Origin of the sequence: Kitasatospora sp. NBC_01287 (assembly GCF_026340565.1) — a bacterium.
Lineage (GTDB): Bacteria > Actinomycetota > Actinomycetes > Streptomycetales > Streptomycetaceae > Kitasatospora.
This window is the reverse complement of the sequence record NZ_JAPEPB010000001.1, coordinates 3,393,385-3,409,421: the sequence shown is the minus strand read 5'-3', so window position 1 is coordinate 3,409,421 and position 16,037 is coordinate 3,393,385. Positions and strand designations below refer to the sequence as shown.

Sequence of the window (16,037 nt, the reverse complement as noted above, 5' to 3'; positions counted from 1 at the left end):
GCGGGGCACCCGGAGCCGTCCAACTGTGTTGGCCTACATCATCCGCAGGACATTCGCCGCCGTGGTACTGCTGCTGGTCGTCAGCGCGGTCACCTTCGCGATCTTCTTCCTGCTCCCGCGCATCGCGGGCGAGACCACCGACCAGCTCGCCGCCCAGTACATCGGCAAGAACCCCACGCCCGAGGCGATGGTGGCGATCAAGCGCAACCTCGGCTTCGACCAGCCGCTCTACATCCAGTACGGGCGCTTCGTGAAGCAGCTCTTCGTCGGCGCCCAGTACAAGTTCGGCCCGGACGCCACGACCTGCCACGTGCCGTGCTTCGGCTACTCGTTCAAGAACCACGTGGAGGTCTGGCCGGAGATCCGCAGCCGGATCCCGGTGACCTTCTCGCTGGCCATCGGCGCGGCCGTGCTCTGGGTGCTGGCGGGCGTCGCCACCGGGGTGATCTCGGCGCTGCGGCCCAAGTCGGTCTTCGACCGCCTCTCGATGGGCGTCGCGCTGGCCGGCGTCTCGCTGCCGGTCTTCTTCACCGGCGCCCTGCTGCTCACCCTGTTCAGCTACAAGTGGCCGATCTTCGCGAACCTGCACTACGTCGACTTCACCGCGAACCCGCTCCAGTGGGCCAGCAACCTGGTGCTGCCGTGGATCTCGCTGGCCTTCCTCTACTCCGCGCTCTACGCCCGGCTCACCCGCTCCGGGATGCTGGAGACGATGAGCGAGGACTACATCCGCACCGCCCGGGCCAAGGGCCTCCCGGAGCGCGCGGTGGTGGTCCGGCACGGGCTGCGCGCCGCGCTCACTCCGCTGCTCACCATCTTCGGCATGGACCTGGGCCTGCTGCTCGGCGGCGCGATCATCACCGAGCAGGTCTTCTCGCTGCAGGGCATCGGCTTCTTCGCGGTCTCCGCGATCTCCGACAACGACCTGCCCAAGATCCTCGGGGTGACCCTGATCGCGGCCTTCTTCATCGTCTTCTGCAACCTGCTGGTGGACCTGCTCTACGCCGCCATCGACCCCCGGGTGAGGCTGTCATGACCATCGAGCCCCCCGCCCGCCCGGGCGACGCCTTCCTCGCCGTGCGCGACCTGCGGATCCACTTCGACACCGACGACGGCCTGGTGCGGTCGGTGGACGGGATCGGCTTCGACCTGGAGCGCGGGCGCACGCTGGGCATCGTCGGCGAGTCCGGCTCGGGCAAGTCGGTCACCTCGCTGGGCATCATGGGCCTGCACCGCAGCAAGCGGGCCCGGATCAGCGGCGAGATCTGGCTGGACGGCGAGGAGTTGGTGGCCGCCGACCCGGACCGGGTGCGCAGGCTGCGCGGCCGCTCGATGGCGATGATCTTCCAGGACCCGCTCACCGCGATGCACCCCTACTACACGGTCGGCGCGCAGATCGTCGAGGCGTACCGGGTGCACCATCCGCAGGCGTCCAAGAAGGAGGCCCGCAGGCGCGCGGTGGAGATGCTCGACCGGGTCGGCATCCCGCAGCCCGACCGGCGGGTCGACGACTACCCGCACCAGTTCTCCGGCGGCATGCGGCAGCGCGCGATGATCGCCATGGCGCTGGTCAACGACCCCTCGCTGTTGATCGCGGACGAGCCCACCACCGCGCTGGACGTCACCGTGCAGGCCCAGATCCTGGACCTGATCCGGGACCTGCAGGAGGAGTTCGGCTCGGCGGTCATCATCATCACCCACGACCTGGGCGTGGTGGCCGAGCTGGCCGACGACATCCTGGTGATGTACGGCGGCCGGTGCGTCGAGCGCGGCCCGGTGGCCGACCTCTTCGACAAGCCCGAACACCCGTACACCTGGGGGCTGCTGGGCTCGATGCCGCGGCTCGACCGGCCGCTGCAGGAGCGCCTGGTCCCGGTCCGCGGCACCCCGCCGAGCCTGATCAACGTGCCCGGCGGCTGCGCGTTCCACCCGCGCTGCCCGTACGCCGACCTGACCGGCGGCCGCTCCACCGCCGAGCTGCCCGTGCTCGCTGAGACCGACCCCGGCCACTTCGCGGCCTGCCACCTGCCGGCCGCCGAACGGCACCGGATCTTCGCCGACGAGATCGCGCCGAAGTTGTGAGCGCCGCCGTGGACGATGCCGTGAGCGCCGCTGTGAGCGCCGCAGTGAGCGCCGCTGTGAACGATGCCGGGAACGATGCTGTGAACGATCTGGAGAGCGAAGCGTCATGACGGAGACTCAGGACTTCGCCAAGCCGGCGGCTCCGCCGGTGGGCGAGCCGCTGCTGCGGGTCACCGCGCTGGAGCGGCACTTCCCGATCCACCAGGGCCTGTTGCGCCGGCGCACCGGCGCGGTGCGCGCGGTGGACGGGATCAGCTTCGAGGTGCGGGCCGGCGAGACCCTCGGCGTGGTGGGGGAGTCCGGCTGCGGCAAGTCGACCATGGGCCGGCTCGTCACCCGGCTGGACGAACCGACCGGCGGCACCGTCGAGTTCGAGGGCCGCGACATCACCCACCTGAGCGCCGGCGCGATGCGGCCGCTGCGCCGGGACATCCAGATCATCTTCCAGGACCCGTACTCCTCGCTGAACCCGCGGCACACGGTGGGCACCATCGTCGGAGCGCCGTTCCGGCTGCAGAAGGTGGCCACCGAGGGCGGCGTGAAGAAGGCGGTCCAGGAACTGCTGGAGCTGTGCGGGCTCAGCCCCGAGCACTACAACCGCTACCCGCACGAGTTCTCCGGCGGCCAGCGGCAGCGGATCGGCATCGCCCGGGCGCTGGCGCTGCGGCCGAAGATGATCGTGGCCGACGAGCCGGTCTCGGCCCTGGACGTCTCGATCCAGGCGCAGGTGGTCAACCTGCTCGACGACCTGCAGCGCGAGCTGGGCCTGACCTACCTGATCATCGCGCACGACCTCTCGGTGGTCCGGCACGTCTCGGACCGGGTGGCGGTGATGTACCTCGGCAAGATCGTGGAGGTCGCCGACCGCGACACCCTCTACGCCACGCCCGCCCACCCGTACACCGTCGCCCTGATGTCGGCGGTCCCCTCGCCCGACCCGCGCCGCAACGAGCGCCGGCTGGGGGCGCCCGCGACCGGCAGCCGGCGGCGGATCCTGCTCACCGGCGACGTGCCCTCGCCGATCAATCCGCCCAGCGGCTGCCGCTTCCGCACCCGCTGCTGGAAGGCCCAGGACATCTGCGCGAGCCAGGAGCCGCCGCTGGCCGAGCTGCGCTCGGGCCACCTGACGGCCTGCCACTTCCCGGAGAACACCGGGAGCACCGTGCCCGCCCAGGCCGCCGGCACCGCCTGAGCGAGCGGCCGCCACCCGAACGGCCAGGGCCGCCGGATTCGGCGCGGCCCTGGCCCCGGGGGGACACTGGCCGGGTGACCTCGCTCTTCTCGCCCGACGTGCAGCAGACGCTGGACCTGATCGGCATCTTCGTCTTCGCGCTCTCCGGCGGCCTGCTCGCGGTCCGCAAGAACATGGACATCTTCGGCATCTGCGTGCTGGCCGAGGCCACCGCGCTGGGCGGCGGGGTGATGCGCGACCTGCTGATCGGCGCCGTGCCGCCGGCCGCCTTCACCAACCTCGGCTACTTCCTCACCCCGCTGGTGGCCGGCGTGGTGGTCTTCTTCCTGCACCCCGAGGTCGAGCGGATCAACCGCGCGGTGCAGGCCCTGGACGCCCTCGGGCTGGGCCTGTTCTGCGTGAGCGGCACCGTCAAGGCGCACGACTACGGGCTCGGCTCGGTCGCCTCGGTGGCGCTGGGCCTGCTGACCGCGGCCGGCGGCGGGGTGATCCGCGACGTGCTGGCGATGGACCCGCCGTCCCTGCTGCGCTGGGACCGCGAGGTCTACGCGGTGCCCGCGCTGGTCGGTTCGACCCTGGTGGCGGTGCTGATCGCGATCAACCACCTGACCACGCTGACCGCGAGCGGCGCGGCGATGATCGCCTTCGTCCTGAGGATGCTCGCGCTCAGATATGGCTGGCGCGCACCGCGTGCTTGGCACCGCAACGGTTCTCGCACCAGCGAGGAGTAGGCGAGCCGCCGTAGGCCAGCGAGATCGCCTCCACGGTGCAGAGCAGCTCGGGCAGCAGCCGGCACAGCTCGCCCACCTGGGCGGCCGAGGCCGGTGCCGCGATCGCGCAGGCGGCCACCGGGCGGCCCTCGCTGTCGGTGATCGGGGCGGCCATGCAGTTCACCGCCTCCTCGTACTCGCCGTGGTCCAGCGCCCAGCCCTGGCGAAGCACCGCCGTCAGCTCGGTGCGCAGCTCGGCGGCCGAGCGCAGGCTGCGCGGGGTGCGGAGCGGGAACTCCTGGCCGTCCAGCGTCTTCGTCAGCTGATCCTCGGTCAGGCCGGCCAGCAGCACCTTGCCGACGGCGGTCGCGGTGGCCGGGGCCCGCCGGCCGATCCCGGAGGCGGCGCCCAGCCAGCCCTCGCCGGCGCCGGGGTAGCGGGCCTGCACCTTGTCGACGTAGACCACGTCGGGGCCCTCCAGCACGGCCAGGTGCACGGTGTGCCCGTACCGCTCGTTGAGCGAGGCCAGGTAGGGCGCGGAGACCTGGCGGACGTCGATGCCCTCCAGCGCGGTGTGGGCCAGCGAGAGCAGCCGGCCGCCCAACCGGTAGCGGTGGTCGGCCTGCCGGTGCACGAAGCCGTGCTCCTCCAGGGTGCGCAGCAGCCGCAGGGCGGTGGACTTGTGCACGCCGATCCGGGTGGCGGCCTGTTCGAGTGAGGCCGGGCCGTCGCCCAGCGAGGCCAGGATGGTCAGGGCCCGGTCAACGGTCTGCGACATGGCCGGAGGCTAGCGCCGCGTTGCAGCCCGTGCAATGGCCAAATCGTGACCGTGCCGCGGCTTTCCGCGGCATCCGGCCGTCGGGCCCGCCGCGGGCCCCTACACTGGTTCAGCCATGCCATACCTCGACCACGCGGCCACCACCCCGATGCTCCCCGAGGCGATCGCCGCCATGACGGCGCACCTCGGCGTCACCGGCAACGCCTCCTCCCTGCACGCGGCCGGCCGCCGGGCCCGGCGGGTGATCGAGGAGTCCCGCGAGTCGCTGGCCGCCTCGCTCGGCGCGCGGCCCAGCGAGATCGTCTTCACCGGCGGCGGCACCGAGTCCGACAACCTGGCGGTCAAGGGCCTCTACTGGGCCCGCCGGGACGCCGACCCGGCCCGGGTGCGGGTGCTGTGCAGTCCCGTCGAGCACCACGCGGTGCTGGACGCGGTGCACTGGCTGGCCGAGCACGAGGGCGCGCGGGTCGAGTACCTGCCGGTGGACGGCTACGGGCGGGTGAGTCCCGAGGCACTGCGGGCCGCCGTCGAGGCGGATCCCGCGTCGGTCGCGCTGATCACCGTGATGTGGGCCAACAACGAGGTCGGCACCCTCCAGCCGATCACCCGACTCTCGGCGATCGCCCGGGAGTTCGGCATCCCGATGCACGCCGACGCGGTGCAGGCGCTCGGCCAGGTGCCGGTCTCCTTCGCCGACTCGGGGCTGGACGCGCTGACCGTCACCGGGCACAAGATCGGCGGCCCGTACGGGGTCGGCGCGCTGCTGCTCTCCCGCACCGCCACGCCGGTGCCGCTGCTGCACGGCGGCGGCCAGGAGCGCGACGTGCGCTCCGGCACCCTGGACGTGCCCGCGGCGGCCGGCTTCGCGGCGGCGGCCGCGCTCGCCGTCGAGCGGCAGCCGGAGCAGGCCCTCGCGCTGGCCGCGCTGCGCCAGGACCTGATCGCCCGGGTGCGCGCCGCCGTCCCCGACGCGGTGCTCAACGGCGACCCGCTCGACGCGGGCCGGCTGCCCGCCAACGCGCACTTCTCCTTCCCCGGCTGCGAGGGCGACGCGCTGCTGATGCTGCTGGACGCCGCCGGGATCGAGTGCTCCACCGGCTCGGCCTGCTCGGCCGGCGTGCCGCAGCCCAGCCACGTGCTGCTGGCGATCGGCGCCGATGCGCCACTGGCCCGCTCCTCGCTGCGCTTCTCGCTGGGGCACACCTCCGGCAAGGCGGACGTGGACGCGCTGGCGGAGGCGATCGGCCCGGTGGTGGCACGGGCCCGCCGGGCCGGGCAGCGCTGAAACCGGGCTGAGCCGGCCCACCCCGACCACGTACCCTGGTCGGACTATGACTGACTTCCCTGGTGCTCCGTCCGGGCCGTCGACCGGCCCCCGCCTGCGTGTGCTCGCCGCGATGTCCGGCGGGGTCGACTCCGCGGTCGCCGCCGCCCGGGCCGCCGAAGCGGGCCACGAGGTCACCGGCGTGCACCTGGCGCTGTCGTCGAACCCGCAGTCCTTCCGAACCGGCGCCCGCGGCTGCTGCACCCTGGAGGACTCCCGGGACGCCCGCCGGGCCGCCGATGTGATCGGCATCCCGTTCTACGTCTGGGACCTGGCGGAGCGCTTCCGCGAGGACGTGATCGACGACTTCGTCGCCGAGTACGCGGCCGGCCGCACCCCCAACCCCTGCCTGCGCTGCAACGAGAAGATCAAGTTCGCCGCGCTGCTGGACAAGGCGGTCGCGCTCGGCTTCGACGCGGTCTGCACCGGGCACTACGCGCGGATCGTCGAGCTGCCCGGCGGCGGCCGGGAGCTGCACCGCGCGATCGACCCGGCCAAGGACCAGTCCTACGTGCTGGGCGTGCTGGACGCCGAGCAGTTGGCGCACTCGCTCTTCCCGCTCGGTGACACCACCAAGGAGGAGATCCGCCTGGAGGCCGAGCGCCGGGGCCTGGCGGTGGCCAAGAAGCCGGACAGCCACGACATCTGCTTCATCGCGGACGGGGACACCCAGGGCTTCCTGGCCCGGCACCTGGGCACCGCGACCGGCGACATCGTGGACGAGGCCGGGGCGAAGGTCGGCGAGCACGACGGCGCGTACGGCTTCACCATCGGGCAGCGCAAGGGCCTGCGGATCGGCCGCCCCGCGCCGGACGGCAAGCCGCGCTACGTGTTGGACATCTCGCCGGTGGACAACACCGTCACGGTCGGCCCGGTGGAGGGCCTGGACGTGCTGGGGCTGACCGCGATCCGCCCGCGCTGGTGCGGGGCGCAGGCCCCGGCGGGCGAGGCGCGCTACACCGCGCAGCTGCGGGCGCACGGCGAGGAGGTGCCGGTCACCGCCGAGCTGGTGGACGGCGAGCTGCGGGTGCGCCTGGACCGCGCGGTGCGCGGGATCGCGCCGGGGCAGGCCGTGGTGCTCTACGACGGCACCCGGGTGGTCGGTTCCGCCACCATCGCCGAAACGGAGCGGCGGGCCGTCGCGGAGATCTGATAAGTCTTCTTCCACTATGAACATCACGGTCTTCTGCTCCGCGTACTCGCTCGACGCCCGCTACACCGCCCCCGCCGCCGAGTTCGCCCGGCTGCTCGGCGAGGGCGGCCACACCCTGGTCTGGGGCGGCTCGAACGCCGGCCTGATGGGCCTGCTCGCCGACGGGGTCAAGGCGGCCGGCGGCAAGCTGGTCGGCGTGCTGGTCGAGCTGCTCTCGCACAAGGGCTACCAGGGCGCCGACGAGCTGGTGATGACCGCCGACCTGGCCGAGCGCAAGGCCCAGCTGCTGGCCCGGGCGGACGCGATCGTGGTGCTGGTCGGCGGCCTGGGCACGTTGGACGAGGTCACCGAGGTGCTGGAGCTGAAGAAGCACAACCTGCACGGCAAGCCCGTGGTGGTCCTGGACACCGAGGGCTTCTACGACGGCCTGCGCACCCAGCTGCGCCGGATGGACAGCGAGGGCTTCCTGCCCCGCCCGCTGGCCGAGCTGGTCTCCTTCGCCGACACCCCGGCCGAGGTCTTCGAACTGCTCACCGCCTCTTCCTGACAGGATCTCGCCTCATGGCCACTCACCTCATCACCGGCGCCGGCTCCGGCATCGGCGCCGTCGTCGCCCAGCGGCTGCTGGAGCGCGGCGACGACATCTGGCTGCTCGCCCGCGACGCCGCCCGCGCCGCCCAGCTGCGCGAGCGCTTCCCCGGCGCGCAGACCCTGGTCGGCAACCTGGCCGACCCGGCCAAGCTCGCCTGGGCGCTGGGCCACCAGAGCCCGCCGGTCGAGCTCGACTCGCTGCTGCACATCGCGGGCGTGGTCGAGCTGGGCCAGGTCGGCGACACCCCGGTCAAGGTCTGGAACGAGACCCTGGCGATCAACCTGGTGTCCCCGGCCGAGCTGACCCGCCTGCTGCTGCCCCAGCTGCGGCAGTCGCGCGGCCACGTCGTCTTCGTCAACTCCGGTGCGGGCCTGCGGGCGGACGCCGACTGGGGCTCCTACGCGGCCAGCAAGTTCGGCCTGCGCGCGCTCGCCGACTCGCTGCGCCAGGAGGAGCACGCGGGCGGCGTCCGGGTCACCACCGTCTACCCGGGGCGCACGGCCACCGCGATGCAGGAGAAGGTGCACCAGCAGGAGGGCAAGGAGTTCGACGCGGAGCGCTGGATCGCCCCCGAGTCGGTGGCCACCGCGGTGCTGACGGCGCTGGACCTGCCGCGCGACGCCGAGCTCACGGAGATCACGGTGCGCCCGGGGCGGTAGCCTGGGCCGTTATGCGGATCACCACACGTAACGCTCGCTTCCAGCAGTGGGAGGCGCTGCTCGGCAACCGGAACAAGCGCCAGCGCTCCAGGGAGTTCCTCGTCCAGGGCGTGCGCCCGATCTCGCTGGCGGTGGAGCACGGCTGGCCGGTCCGCGCGCTCATCCACGACGCGGACCGGCGGCCCTCCGGCTGGGCGGCCGAGCTGCTGCGCACGGTGGACACCGAGGTGGTCGCGATGGCGCCCGAGCTGCTGGCCGAGTTGGGGGAGAAGAACGAGGACACCCCGGAGCTGGTCGCCGTCCTCGAACTGCCCGCTGACGACCTCGACCGGATCCCGATGGGCGGCGACTTCCTGGGCGTCCTCTTCGACCGCCCCACCAGCCCCGGCAACATCGGCAGCATCCTGCGCTCCGCGGACGCCTTCGGCGCGCACGGCATGATCGTCTCCGGTCACGCGGCCGACGTCTACGACGCCAAGTCGGTGCGCGCCAGCACCGGTTCGCTCTTCGCCCTGCCGGCGGTCCGGGTCCCCTCGCACCGCGAGGTCGCGCAGTGGGTCGAGCGCGAGCGGGCGGCGGGCTGCCCGGTGGTGCTGGTCGGCACGGACGAGCGCGGGGAGTGCGACGTCTTCGACTTCGACTTCACCCAGCCGACCCTGCTGCTGGTCGGCAACGAGACCTCGGGGCTGAGCAGCGCCTGGCGCGAGCTGTGCGACCACACGGTGAGCATCCCGATGCAGGGCTCGGCCAGCTCGCTGAACGCGGCCAACGCGGCGACGGCGGTGCTGTACGAGGCCTCCCGGCAGCGCATCGCGGCGGCGCGGGGCTGAGGCGGGGGCCGCGCGCCCCTCGCACCGCGACAAGGGCGCGAGGGGCCGGCGGGCGAACAGGGACGTTGCAGCCCCTGAACCGGCAGCACTGGCGTGTGTGTCACGCGTGCTCCCTGATCCATCTCGCCAGCGCACGGGCGGTCTCGGCGGACGCCCCGCCGAGGTGAACGAGCGGGTGGTCACCGACGGGGAACTCGCCGCGCAGTGAGGGGAACACCACTCTGGCCAGCTGCAAGGCGTCGACCAGCTCCTTGGCGGCTTCCTCCCCCTCGCGCATCGCGTCAACGTCAATGTTGTCGTCCATCGTGAACCTCTTCTGACTGGTACCTGTCTCGATGGGTCGGGCACTCGCATGTCGGCCAGGTGGCGTGTCGGGGCGGGAAAGCGAGTTCGTCATTGCCGAAGAACACCTCCCGCTTGATCTCGATCAGCTCGCCGGCCTCGTTCTGCTGCCTGACGGTGAAGGTGAAGATCGGCTCCGGTTCGCTCACGCGGCGCTCTCCGCACCAGTGCAGGCAGCGGCCTCCGGGTCGGCACGATCGAAGCGGATCGGCGCGGAGTCGGCGGCTACCAGGAAGTGGACGGCTTTCCCGGAGTCGCTCGGGTTCCAGCCCCACGAATGCGCCACGCTGTCGACCAGGGTGAGCCCACGGCCCGACCCCTTGTCGAAGTCGGGCGCGAGCACGCACGGCAGCCGAAGCGACCGGTCCCGTACCGAGACCTTCAGGTGGCTGCCCGTCCACTCGGTCCGCACCCAGCATTCGGCGCCCGCATGGACCAGGGCATTGGTGACGATCTCGCTTGTGCACAGCTGCACATCGGCCACCGCCTCCCGCGACAGTGGGAGTTCCCACGCCCGGATGACAGCGGCGACCCACCGCCGCGCCCCGGCCACCGCACCATCGCCGGCTTGGACGTGGAACTCGTCTGGGGCGGAGAAGCCGCTCACGCCGCACTCCTGGTCCTGACCTTGACGGTCACCGTGCACGGCCAGGGCGTATCGCAGCGGACGCAGCTCCCGCCGTCGCTCCGGTGCTCGTCCAGCAGGATGCGGTCGGTCGCCGCCGTGCCGTCGGAGGCCGACCGCCTGGCAGGAGCCTGAGGCGCGAGCGCGCTTCGGCAGGGGCCGGTCAGCAGGGCGGACGCGCCGCCCAGGCGCCAGGGGTGGGTGGCGAGGTGGGGACGGGCAGCACTGAGCATCAGTCTCTCCGGGGATCGGGTGACATGACGGCCTGGCCGGCGCCGAGACACGGGGCACGAGCTGTCGGCGGGAGCAGCGGGCATGCTCATGGTCGGGTCTCGGTGTCAGCTGGCTTGATGGTCCGTCAACTTCGTGTCATCACCTTGCCGGGTGGTGTACCCGCCGATCCACCGCAGCGTCCTATAGGGCCGTCCTATATTTCAGGCATGGAGCAGGACTTGGACGTGTGGACGCATCCCGAGTTGCGCGCCGCCGTTGTGGCGGGGAACTGGCCTGTCGTGCTGAAGAAGTGGCGCACCATCACCCGCAGTAGTCAGAGCAGGCTCGGTGCGCTGATCGGCCTCGCCCAGCCTGACGTCTCGGCGATCGAGAACCGGCGGCGCGAGGTGACCTCGATCGAGGTCCGGCAGCGGATCGTCACCGGCTTGGGCATTCCACCGGAGCTGCTGGGAGGCGGCCGTGACGAACTTCCGCTTCCCTCACTGGTGCTGCCCGGCGTCGTCGCCGAGCCTGAGACGGACCGTCTGCTGAAAGCGCGCAGCGGGATGCGGCTCGACACCGGGGCGCTCGAGGCGATGGAGCGGTTGCTGGCCGAGCATCGCCGTGCGGAGGACACCCTGGGCTCCCGGGTCATGAACACCGTGGTAGCCGCACAGTTCGAGGCGGTGGCCGGTCTCTACAGCCAGGCTCGCGGTCCCCTCGCGGACCGCTTGGTGAAGCTGCTCGCCGAGTACGCGCAGTTCCTGGCCTGGATGGCGCAGGACCAGGACAACGCACCGGTAGCGCTCGGCTGGTTCGACCGGTCGTACGACTGGGCGCTGGAGTCCGGGTACGGGGACATGGCCGCCACCACGATGAGCATGAAGGCGCACCTGGCGTGGTCGCACGGCAACGGCCGCCGCTGCGTGCGCCTCGGTGAGGCAGCCGCGGCGACAGTGGGTGCGACGGATGCGACCAGGGCCATGGCGGTGCAGATGGCCGGACGTGGGCACGCCCTCAACGGGGAGGCCGATGCCGCGTACCGCCGACTCGACGAGGCGCGGCAGATCATCACTGACGCCACGGACGCCCCGCCGTGGCTCTACTTCTACGGCGAGTCATGGTTCGCTGCCCAGCGCGGGATGGCCGAGCTGCACTTGAAGCACTGGCGGATCGCGGCCGAGCACTTGGTGGCGGGGCTCGGCGGCTTCGCGTCCACCTACCGGCGGGACCGTGCCTGGTACGGGGCATGCCTGGCGCATGCCTACGCGGGCGGCGGCGAGGTCGAGGCTGCGTTGGAAGCCGCGCTGGACGTGGTCGGCGATGCCTCCGAGGTCGGCCGTCCGCACGCATGGGGCGAGTTGCACACCGTGGCTGCTCTGCTGCTGCGAAGCGGCGCGGCGCAGGGCCGCGTGCTGGTCGAGGCCCTGGCGGCGCTCGACTGAGTGCACCGCCAGGAGCCGCCCGACTCGCTCACCGCCGCCGCGCCAGCGTCACCCCGTCCCGCACCGGGAGCATCACCGACTCCACCCGCTCGTCGCCCGCGATGAAGTCGTTCAGCTCGCGGATCGCCAGGTGGTGGGCCTCCTGGTACGCGGGGTCGAACACCCGGCCGCCGAGGAAGACGTTGTCCAGCACCACCAGGCCGCCGGGGCGCAGCCGCCGCACGATCTCCTCGTAGTAGACGGGGTAGCTGTCCTTGTCGGCGTCGATGAAGGCGATGTCGATCAGGGGCTCCTCCGGGAGGGCGCGCAGGGTCTCGACGGCGGCGCCGACCTTGAGGTCGATCCGGTCGGCCACGCCGGCCTGCTCCCAGGCGGTGCGCGCGATCGCGGTCCACTCCTCGCTCACGTCGCAGGTGAGCAGCCGGCCGCCCTCGGCCAGGCCGCGGGCGACGCAGAGGGACGAGTACCCGGTGAAGGTGCCGACCTCGACGGCGAACGTGGCTCCGACCAGCCGCGTCAGCATGGTCAGCAGCACGCCCTCGTCGTGCGAGACCTGCATCCCGGAGGCGCTGCCGGTGGCCTCCCGGGTGGTGGCGGCCAGCTGGCGGAGCACCTCGTCGGCCGGGGTGCAGTGGCTCAGCAGGTAGTCGTCGACCACCGGGTCCAGGATATCGAGGTCCCCGCCCGCCATCGGCTCGGTCCAGTCGACGCTCAGCTCCTCCTGGGTGGCGAAGCGCACCAGGTGCCGGGCGACCACGTCCTGCACCCGGGCCAGACCCTCCAGGTCGGCGGCGTCGGCGAGCAGGCGCAGCCCGTCCGGCCCGGCGCTGAGGGCGCAGGTGCCGGCGGTGACGGTGACGGTGCCCCGGGTGTCGTCGAGGAGCCGGGTGGTGGTCTTGTGGCCCAGGTGGGAGATGAGCTGCTTGAGGTAGCGGGCGGGGCGGTCGGTGGTGACCAGGGCGGTGGAGATGGGCACGGGGGGTCCTTCCGGTCGGGAGTTAAGCGTTGAATATTCTCGCCGCTTGATTCGAGGCGATTCTGTGGCAGCGCCGGGCCGCTTGTCAAAGCGTCGAGATTTATGGACACTTTCGGCATGGCAGCAGCAGACGACGACGCCGAGCCCCTGGTGCTCCGCTCACCCGAGCAGTTCAAGGCCCTCGGGCACCCGATCCGCCACCGGATGGTCAACGCGCTGCGCCAGCGGCCGGCCACCCTGCGCCAGTTGGCCGCCGCGCTGGGGATGGCGAAGGGCACGGCCGGCTACCACGTGCGGGTGTTGCGCGAGGCGGGCCTGGTCCGGCTGGCGGAGACCCGGCAGGTGCGCGGCGGCACCGAGCAGTACTTCGCGCTGGTCAGCCACGGGTTCACCTTCCACGAGGACGTCCAGGGCGGACCGGAGTTCCTGATCAGCGCGGCGCTCGGCGAGATGCTGCCGGCCCGCCCCGGCCAGGCTGAGCACACGGTGCTGCGCCACCTCTGGCTCGATCCGCAGGAGGCGCACGCGCTGGCCGCCCGGCTGCGCGAACAGGCCGCGGAGCCGCACACGGCGGACAACTCCCGTGGCGACCCCTACGGCCTGCTGGTCTGCCTCTATCCGGCCGACATCCCCAAGCTGGGGCCCGAGGACGCGGACTGACCCCCGTACGGTCCGCGCCCGCGGGCTCCCGGTCCGTGCCCCCGGGCCCCCGGCGCCGGGCTCACTCGCTGCGCAGCACCTCGGCGATCGTCAGCCTGGCCGCCGAGCGGGCCGGGATCAGCGCCCCGAGGACCGCGATGGCCACGCCCGCCAGGGTCACCGCCGCGAGTGTCAGGGGGTGCCAGACCGCCAGGTAGCTCGCCGGGAGTTCGAGGCCCACCGCGTCGGTCATCGCCGGGACGATCGTGCGGTGCGCGAGCATCCCGAGCGGCACGCCGAGCAGGCCGGCGACCACGCCGAGGGCCGCCATCGAGGTCACCATCATCACCGTCACCTGCCGCGGCGTCATGCCGATCGACTTCAGCATGCCCAGGTCGCGGCGGCGCTCACGGGCGTTCAGCAGCACGGTGTTGAAGACGCCGAGCGAGGCGACCGTGCCGAGCAGCAGGCTGAGGACGGTCGAGGTGCCGACGATGGTGACGGTGATGCTGTTCGTGCCGCCGGAGGGCGACGGTTCGAGTCCCGGCTCGGCCGCCTTGGCCGCGTCGTCCAGGGCGTTGACGTCCGCGCCGGGTGCGACCTGGACCCAGTACTGGTTGACGTAGCTCCTGGCCGTCGCCTCGGGGACGAGCGCGGTCAGGGTGCCCCAGCCGGCGGTCACCTCGTCGGCGTTGTCGCCGAAGGTCTGGCCGACCAGGGTCACGGTCTGCTGGTGGCCGTCCAGTTCCAGCGTGAGGCGGCTGCCGAGCCGCACGTCGTGCTTGCGCAGGAAGGCCGTCCCCACCACCGCCTCGTCCGCCGCGCCCGCCCAGCGGCCGCGCAGCAGCGGGGAGTGGCTCGCCGCCCCGTCGCCGCGCATGAACCAGCCCCGGACCTGCTGGTTGTCGCCCACCAGGTGGAGCCGCAGCGGCGCCACGGCGGCCACCTTCGCCGCGCCGGGCAGTGAGTGCAGCTCCGCCTCGATCTGCTGGTCCGTCAGCTTCGGCGCGACCTGGCCGGGCACGCTGGGGTCGCCCACGTAGAAGGTCGAGGAGACATGGCCGCTCTGGCTGGAGAACATGGCGTTCACCGTGCTGGACATTCCGGTCGCGAAGGTCACCGTGAGCACGCCGAGCACCAGGGACATCATCGTCAGCGCGGTCCGCCCCGGCCGGGCGAAGGGCAGACCCAGGCCCAGGCTGACCGAGCGCGGCAGCCGGGTGCCGCCGAGCCGGCGTTGGACCCGCAGGCCGCGCCCGGCCCGCGGCGCGCTGCCCGCGCTGATCGCCCGGGCCGCCGAGAGCCGGTGCGCGCGCAGCGCGGGGACGAGTGCCGCGAGCAGCACCAGGGCCGGCATGCCCAGCAGCGTCACCACCTCGACCCAGGGGCTGAGCGTGGGGGTGAAGTAGCCGGAGTCGAACCCCGAGAACGACATCTGCAGCAGGGGCTTCGCCGCGAGCGAGCCGAGCGCGGTGCCGATCACGCCACCCACGACCCCCGGGACCAGCACCATCACCAGGTACACCGCCACCACCTGGTTCGGGGTGAACCCCAGCGCCTTGAGCACCCCGATGTGCCGGAAGCCCGAGACGACGGCGCCGCTGACCACGTTGGCGGTGATCAGCACCGCCACCAGCAGGCCGAGCACCCCGAAGGCCATCAGGAACGGGATGTAGGCGTTGGCGACGCTGGTCAGGTCCTGCTTGACGGTCAGGTAGGAGAGCGAGCCGAGCACCGAGCCCTGCGGCAGCCCGGCCGTCACGGCGGCCTGGTCGGCCTCGACCTGGCTCTGCGAGCCGGCGTGCGCGAAGCGGTAGAGCACCTGCGTGCTCGTCGGGTGCAGTGCGGCCAACTGGTCGGGCGTGACCCAGGCGCCGGCGCTCTGGCTCAGGCTGGAGGCGAAGCCGACGATGGTCAGCGGTGGGGCACCGGGCAGCTCCAGCCGGCTGCCGACCCGCTCGTACTCGGCCCAGGTCTGGTTCGGCGGTCGCATCAGGACGACCTCGCCCGGCCCCCTGACCCAGCGGCCGGCCCAGAGGTCCACCCGGTCCACCGGCCCGCCCGGGTCGGCACGGCCGGTGAAGGTGATCGGCCCGGGGTCGGGGTCGTCCACGCCGGGGGCGGGGGCCTGCTTGTCGTTGGGCGGGGCGGTCAGCACGACCTGCGCGAACGGTCCGGCGACGGCGGTGACACCGGGCCGGTGGGCGGCCGCGGTGAGCTGCGCGTCGGTGGCCTTGGCCGGGTCGTAGGTGACGGTCAGCTGCGCGCCGCGCTGCTGGGCGAAGGTGTCGTCGAAGGGCGCCGAGGCGGCCTCCAGCAGGCCCAGCGCGACCACCAGGGTGATGGTGGAGGTGAGGACGACCAGGCCGATCACGAAGGTCTGCAGCCGCCGCCTGCGCACCGCGGCACGAGAAGCCCGCCAGACAGCGCTCATGCGCCCACCTCGCAGAGCTCGGCGAGCGCTTCGCGCACGCGCA

Annotated in this window: 18 protein-coding genes; 11 read left to right on the top strand and 7 right to left on the bottom strand. The window is 72.5% G+C overall.

The window, feature by feature from the left end; translation table 11 throughout:
- Window positions 1–25 precede the first annotated feature (25 nt).
- The 4 genes from OG455_RS14230 to OG455_RS14215 all read left to right on the top strand — a co-directional run bounded on the left by OG455_RS14230 (window position 26) and on the right by OG455_RS14215 (window position 4,005).
- Window positions 26–1,036, top strand: a complete 1,011-nt coding sequence (locus OG455_RS14230; RefSeq protein ID WP_266293646.1) for an ABC transporter permease — start codon at window positions 26–28, stop codon at window positions 1,034–1,036.
- Complete coding sequence (locus OG455_RS14225; RefSeq protein WP_266293644.1) at window positions 1,033–2,082, top strand: ABC transporter ATP-binding protein; 1,050 nt, start codon at window positions 1,033–1,035, stop codon at window positions 2,080–2,082. The genes OG455_RS14230 and OG455_RS14225 overlap by 4 nt, the downstream gene beginning before the upstream one ends.
- Window positions 2,083–2,188: 106 nt before the next feature.
- Window positions 2,189–3,274 (top strand): ABC transporter ATP-binding protein, encoded by a 1,086-nt coding sequence (locus tag OG455_RS14220; RefSeq protein WP_266293642.1) that lies wholly within the window; start codon window positions 2,189–2,191, stop codon window positions 3,272–3,274.
- A 74-nt stretch (window positions 3,275–3,348) separates the two neighbouring features.
- Complete coding sequence (locus OG455_RS14215) at window positions 3,349–4,005, top strand: trimeric intracellular cation channel family protein (RefSeq protein ID WP_266293640.1); 657 nt, start codon at window positions 3,349–3,351, stop codon at window positions 4,003–4,005.
- Here OG455_RS14215 and OG455_RS14210 read toward each other — a convergent pair.
- Window positions 3,941–4,762: an IclR family transcriptional regulator gene (locus OG455_RS14210; RefSeq protein WP_266293638.1), complete on the bottom strand. Its 822-nt coding sequence runs from the start codon at window positions 4,760–4,762 to the stop codon at window positions 3,941–3,943. The genes OG455_RS14215 and OG455_RS14210 overlap by 65 nt on opposite strands.
- 115 nt (window positions 4,763–4,877) lie before the next feature.
- Between OG455_RS14210 and OG455_RS14205 the strand changes: the two genes are divergently transcribed.
- Genes OG455_RS14205 through OG455_RS14185 form a run of 5 tightly spaced genes read left to right on the top strand, consistent with a single transcriptional unit; the run spans window position 4,878 to window position 9,320 of the window.
- The gene (locus OG455_RS14205) at window positions 4,878–6,047 is read left to right on the top strand and encodes a cysteine desulfurase family protein (protein WP_266293636.1); all 1,170 of its coding nucleotides are present in this window, start codon (window positions 4,878–4,880) and stop codon (window positions 6,045–6,047) included.
- Window positions 6,048–6,093: 46 nt separating this feature from the next.
- The gene (gene mnmA, locus OG455_RS14200) at window positions 6,094–7,239 is read left to right on the top strand and encodes a tRNA 2-thiouridine(34) synthase MnmA (protein ID WP_266293634.1); all 1,146 of its coding nucleotides are present in this window, start codon (window positions 6,094–6,096) and stop codon (window positions 7,237–7,239) included.
- 16 nt (window positions 7,240–7,255) lie between these two features.
- Complete coding sequence (locus tag OG455_RS14195) at window positions 7,256–7,786, top strand: TIGR00730 family Rossman fold protein (protein WP_266293632.1); 531 nt, start codon at window positions 7,256–7,258, stop codon at window positions 7,784–7,786.
- Window positions 7,787–7,800: 14 nt separating this feature from the next.
- Window positions 7,801–8,490 (top strand): SDR family oxidoreductase, encoded by a 690-nt coding sequence (locus OG455_RS14190; protein ID WP_266293631.1) that lies wholly within the window; start codon window positions 7,801–7,803, stop codon window positions 8,488–8,490.
- 11 nt (window positions 8,491–8,501) lie between these two features.
- Complete coding sequence (locus OG455_RS14185; protein WP_266293629.1) at window positions 8,502–9,320, top strand: TrmH family RNA methyltransferase; 819 nt, start codon at window positions 8,502–8,504, stop codon at window positions 9,318–9,320.
- A gap of 100 nt (window positions 9,321–9,420) precedes the next feature.
- On the opposite strand, the gene OG455_RS14180 is transcribed toward OG455_RS14185, so the two are convergent.
- The 4 genes from OG455_RS14180 to OG455_RS14165 are packed head-to-tail and all read right to left on the bottom strand — an operon-like array spanning window position 9,421 to window position 10,520.
- The gene (locus OG455_RS14180) at window positions 9,421–9,624 is read right to left on the bottom strand and encodes a hypothetical protein (RefSeq protein WP_266293627.1); all 204 of its coding nucleotides are present in this window, start codon (window positions 9,622–9,624) and stop codon (window positions 9,421–9,423) included.
- The gene (locus OG455_RS14175; protein WP_266293625.1) at window positions 9,608–9,811 is read right to left on the bottom strand and encodes a hypothetical protein; all 204 of its coding nucleotides are present in this window, start codon (window positions 9,809–9,811) and stop codon (window positions 9,608–9,610) included. The genes OG455_RS14180 and OG455_RS14175 overlap by 17 nt, the downstream gene beginning before the upstream one ends.
- Complete coding sequence (locus OG455_RS14170) at window positions 9,808–10,269, bottom strand: ATP-binding protein (RefSeq protein ID WP_266293623.1); 462 nt, start codon at window positions 10,267–10,269, stop codon at window positions 9,808–9,810. Before OG455_RS14170 ends, OG455_RS14175 begins: the two co-directional genes overlap by 4 nt.
- Window positions 10,266–10,520: a hypothetical protein gene (locus tag OG455_RS14165; RefSeq protein WP_266293620.1), complete on the bottom strand. Its 255-nt coding sequence runs from the start codon at window positions 10,518–10,520 to the stop codon at window positions 10,266–10,268. The genes OG455_RS14170 and OG455_RS14165 overlap by 4 nt, the downstream gene beginning before the upstream one ends.
- 207 nt (window positions 10,521–10,727) lie before the next feature.
- On the opposite strand from OG455_RS14165, the gene OG455_RS14160 reads away from it, so the two are divergent.
- Complete coding sequence (locus OG455_RS14160; RefSeq protein ID WP_266293618.1) at window positions 10,728–11,945, top strand: helix-turn-helix domain-containing protein; 1,218 nt, start codon at window positions 10,728–10,730, stop codon at window positions 11,943–11,945.
- A 28-nt stretch (window positions 11,946–11,973) separates the two neighbouring features.
- Here the strand turns inward: OG455_RS14160 and OG455_RS14155 are convergent, their stop codons facing one another.
- On the bottom strand, window positions 11,974–12,921 hold the full coding sequence (locus tag OG455_RS14155; protein WP_323185507.1) for a DUF2218 domain-containing protein: 948 nt from the start codon (window positions 12,919–12,921) through the stop codon (window positions 11,974–11,976).
- A 117-nt stretch (window positions 12,922–13,038) separates the two neighbouring features.
- Here OG455_RS14155 and OG455_RS14145 point away from each other — a divergent pair, with 117 nt between their 5' ends.
- A complete protein-coding gene (locus OG455_RS14145; protein ID WP_266293616.1) occupies window positions 13,039–13,581 on the top strand; it encodes a transcriptional regulator in 543 nt (180 codons plus the stop codon).
- Window positions 13,582–13,642: 61 nt separating this feature from the next.
- Here the strand turns inward: OG455_RS14145 and OG455_RS14140 are convergent, their stop codons facing one another.
- Window positions 13,643–15,994: an ABC transporter permease gene (locus tag OG455_RS14140; RefSeq protein WP_266293614.1), complete on the bottom strand. Its 2,352-nt coding sequence runs from the start codon at window positions 15,992–15,994 to the stop codon at window positions 13,643–13,645.
- Between the last annotated feature and the right edge of the window lie 43 nt (window positions 15,995–16,037).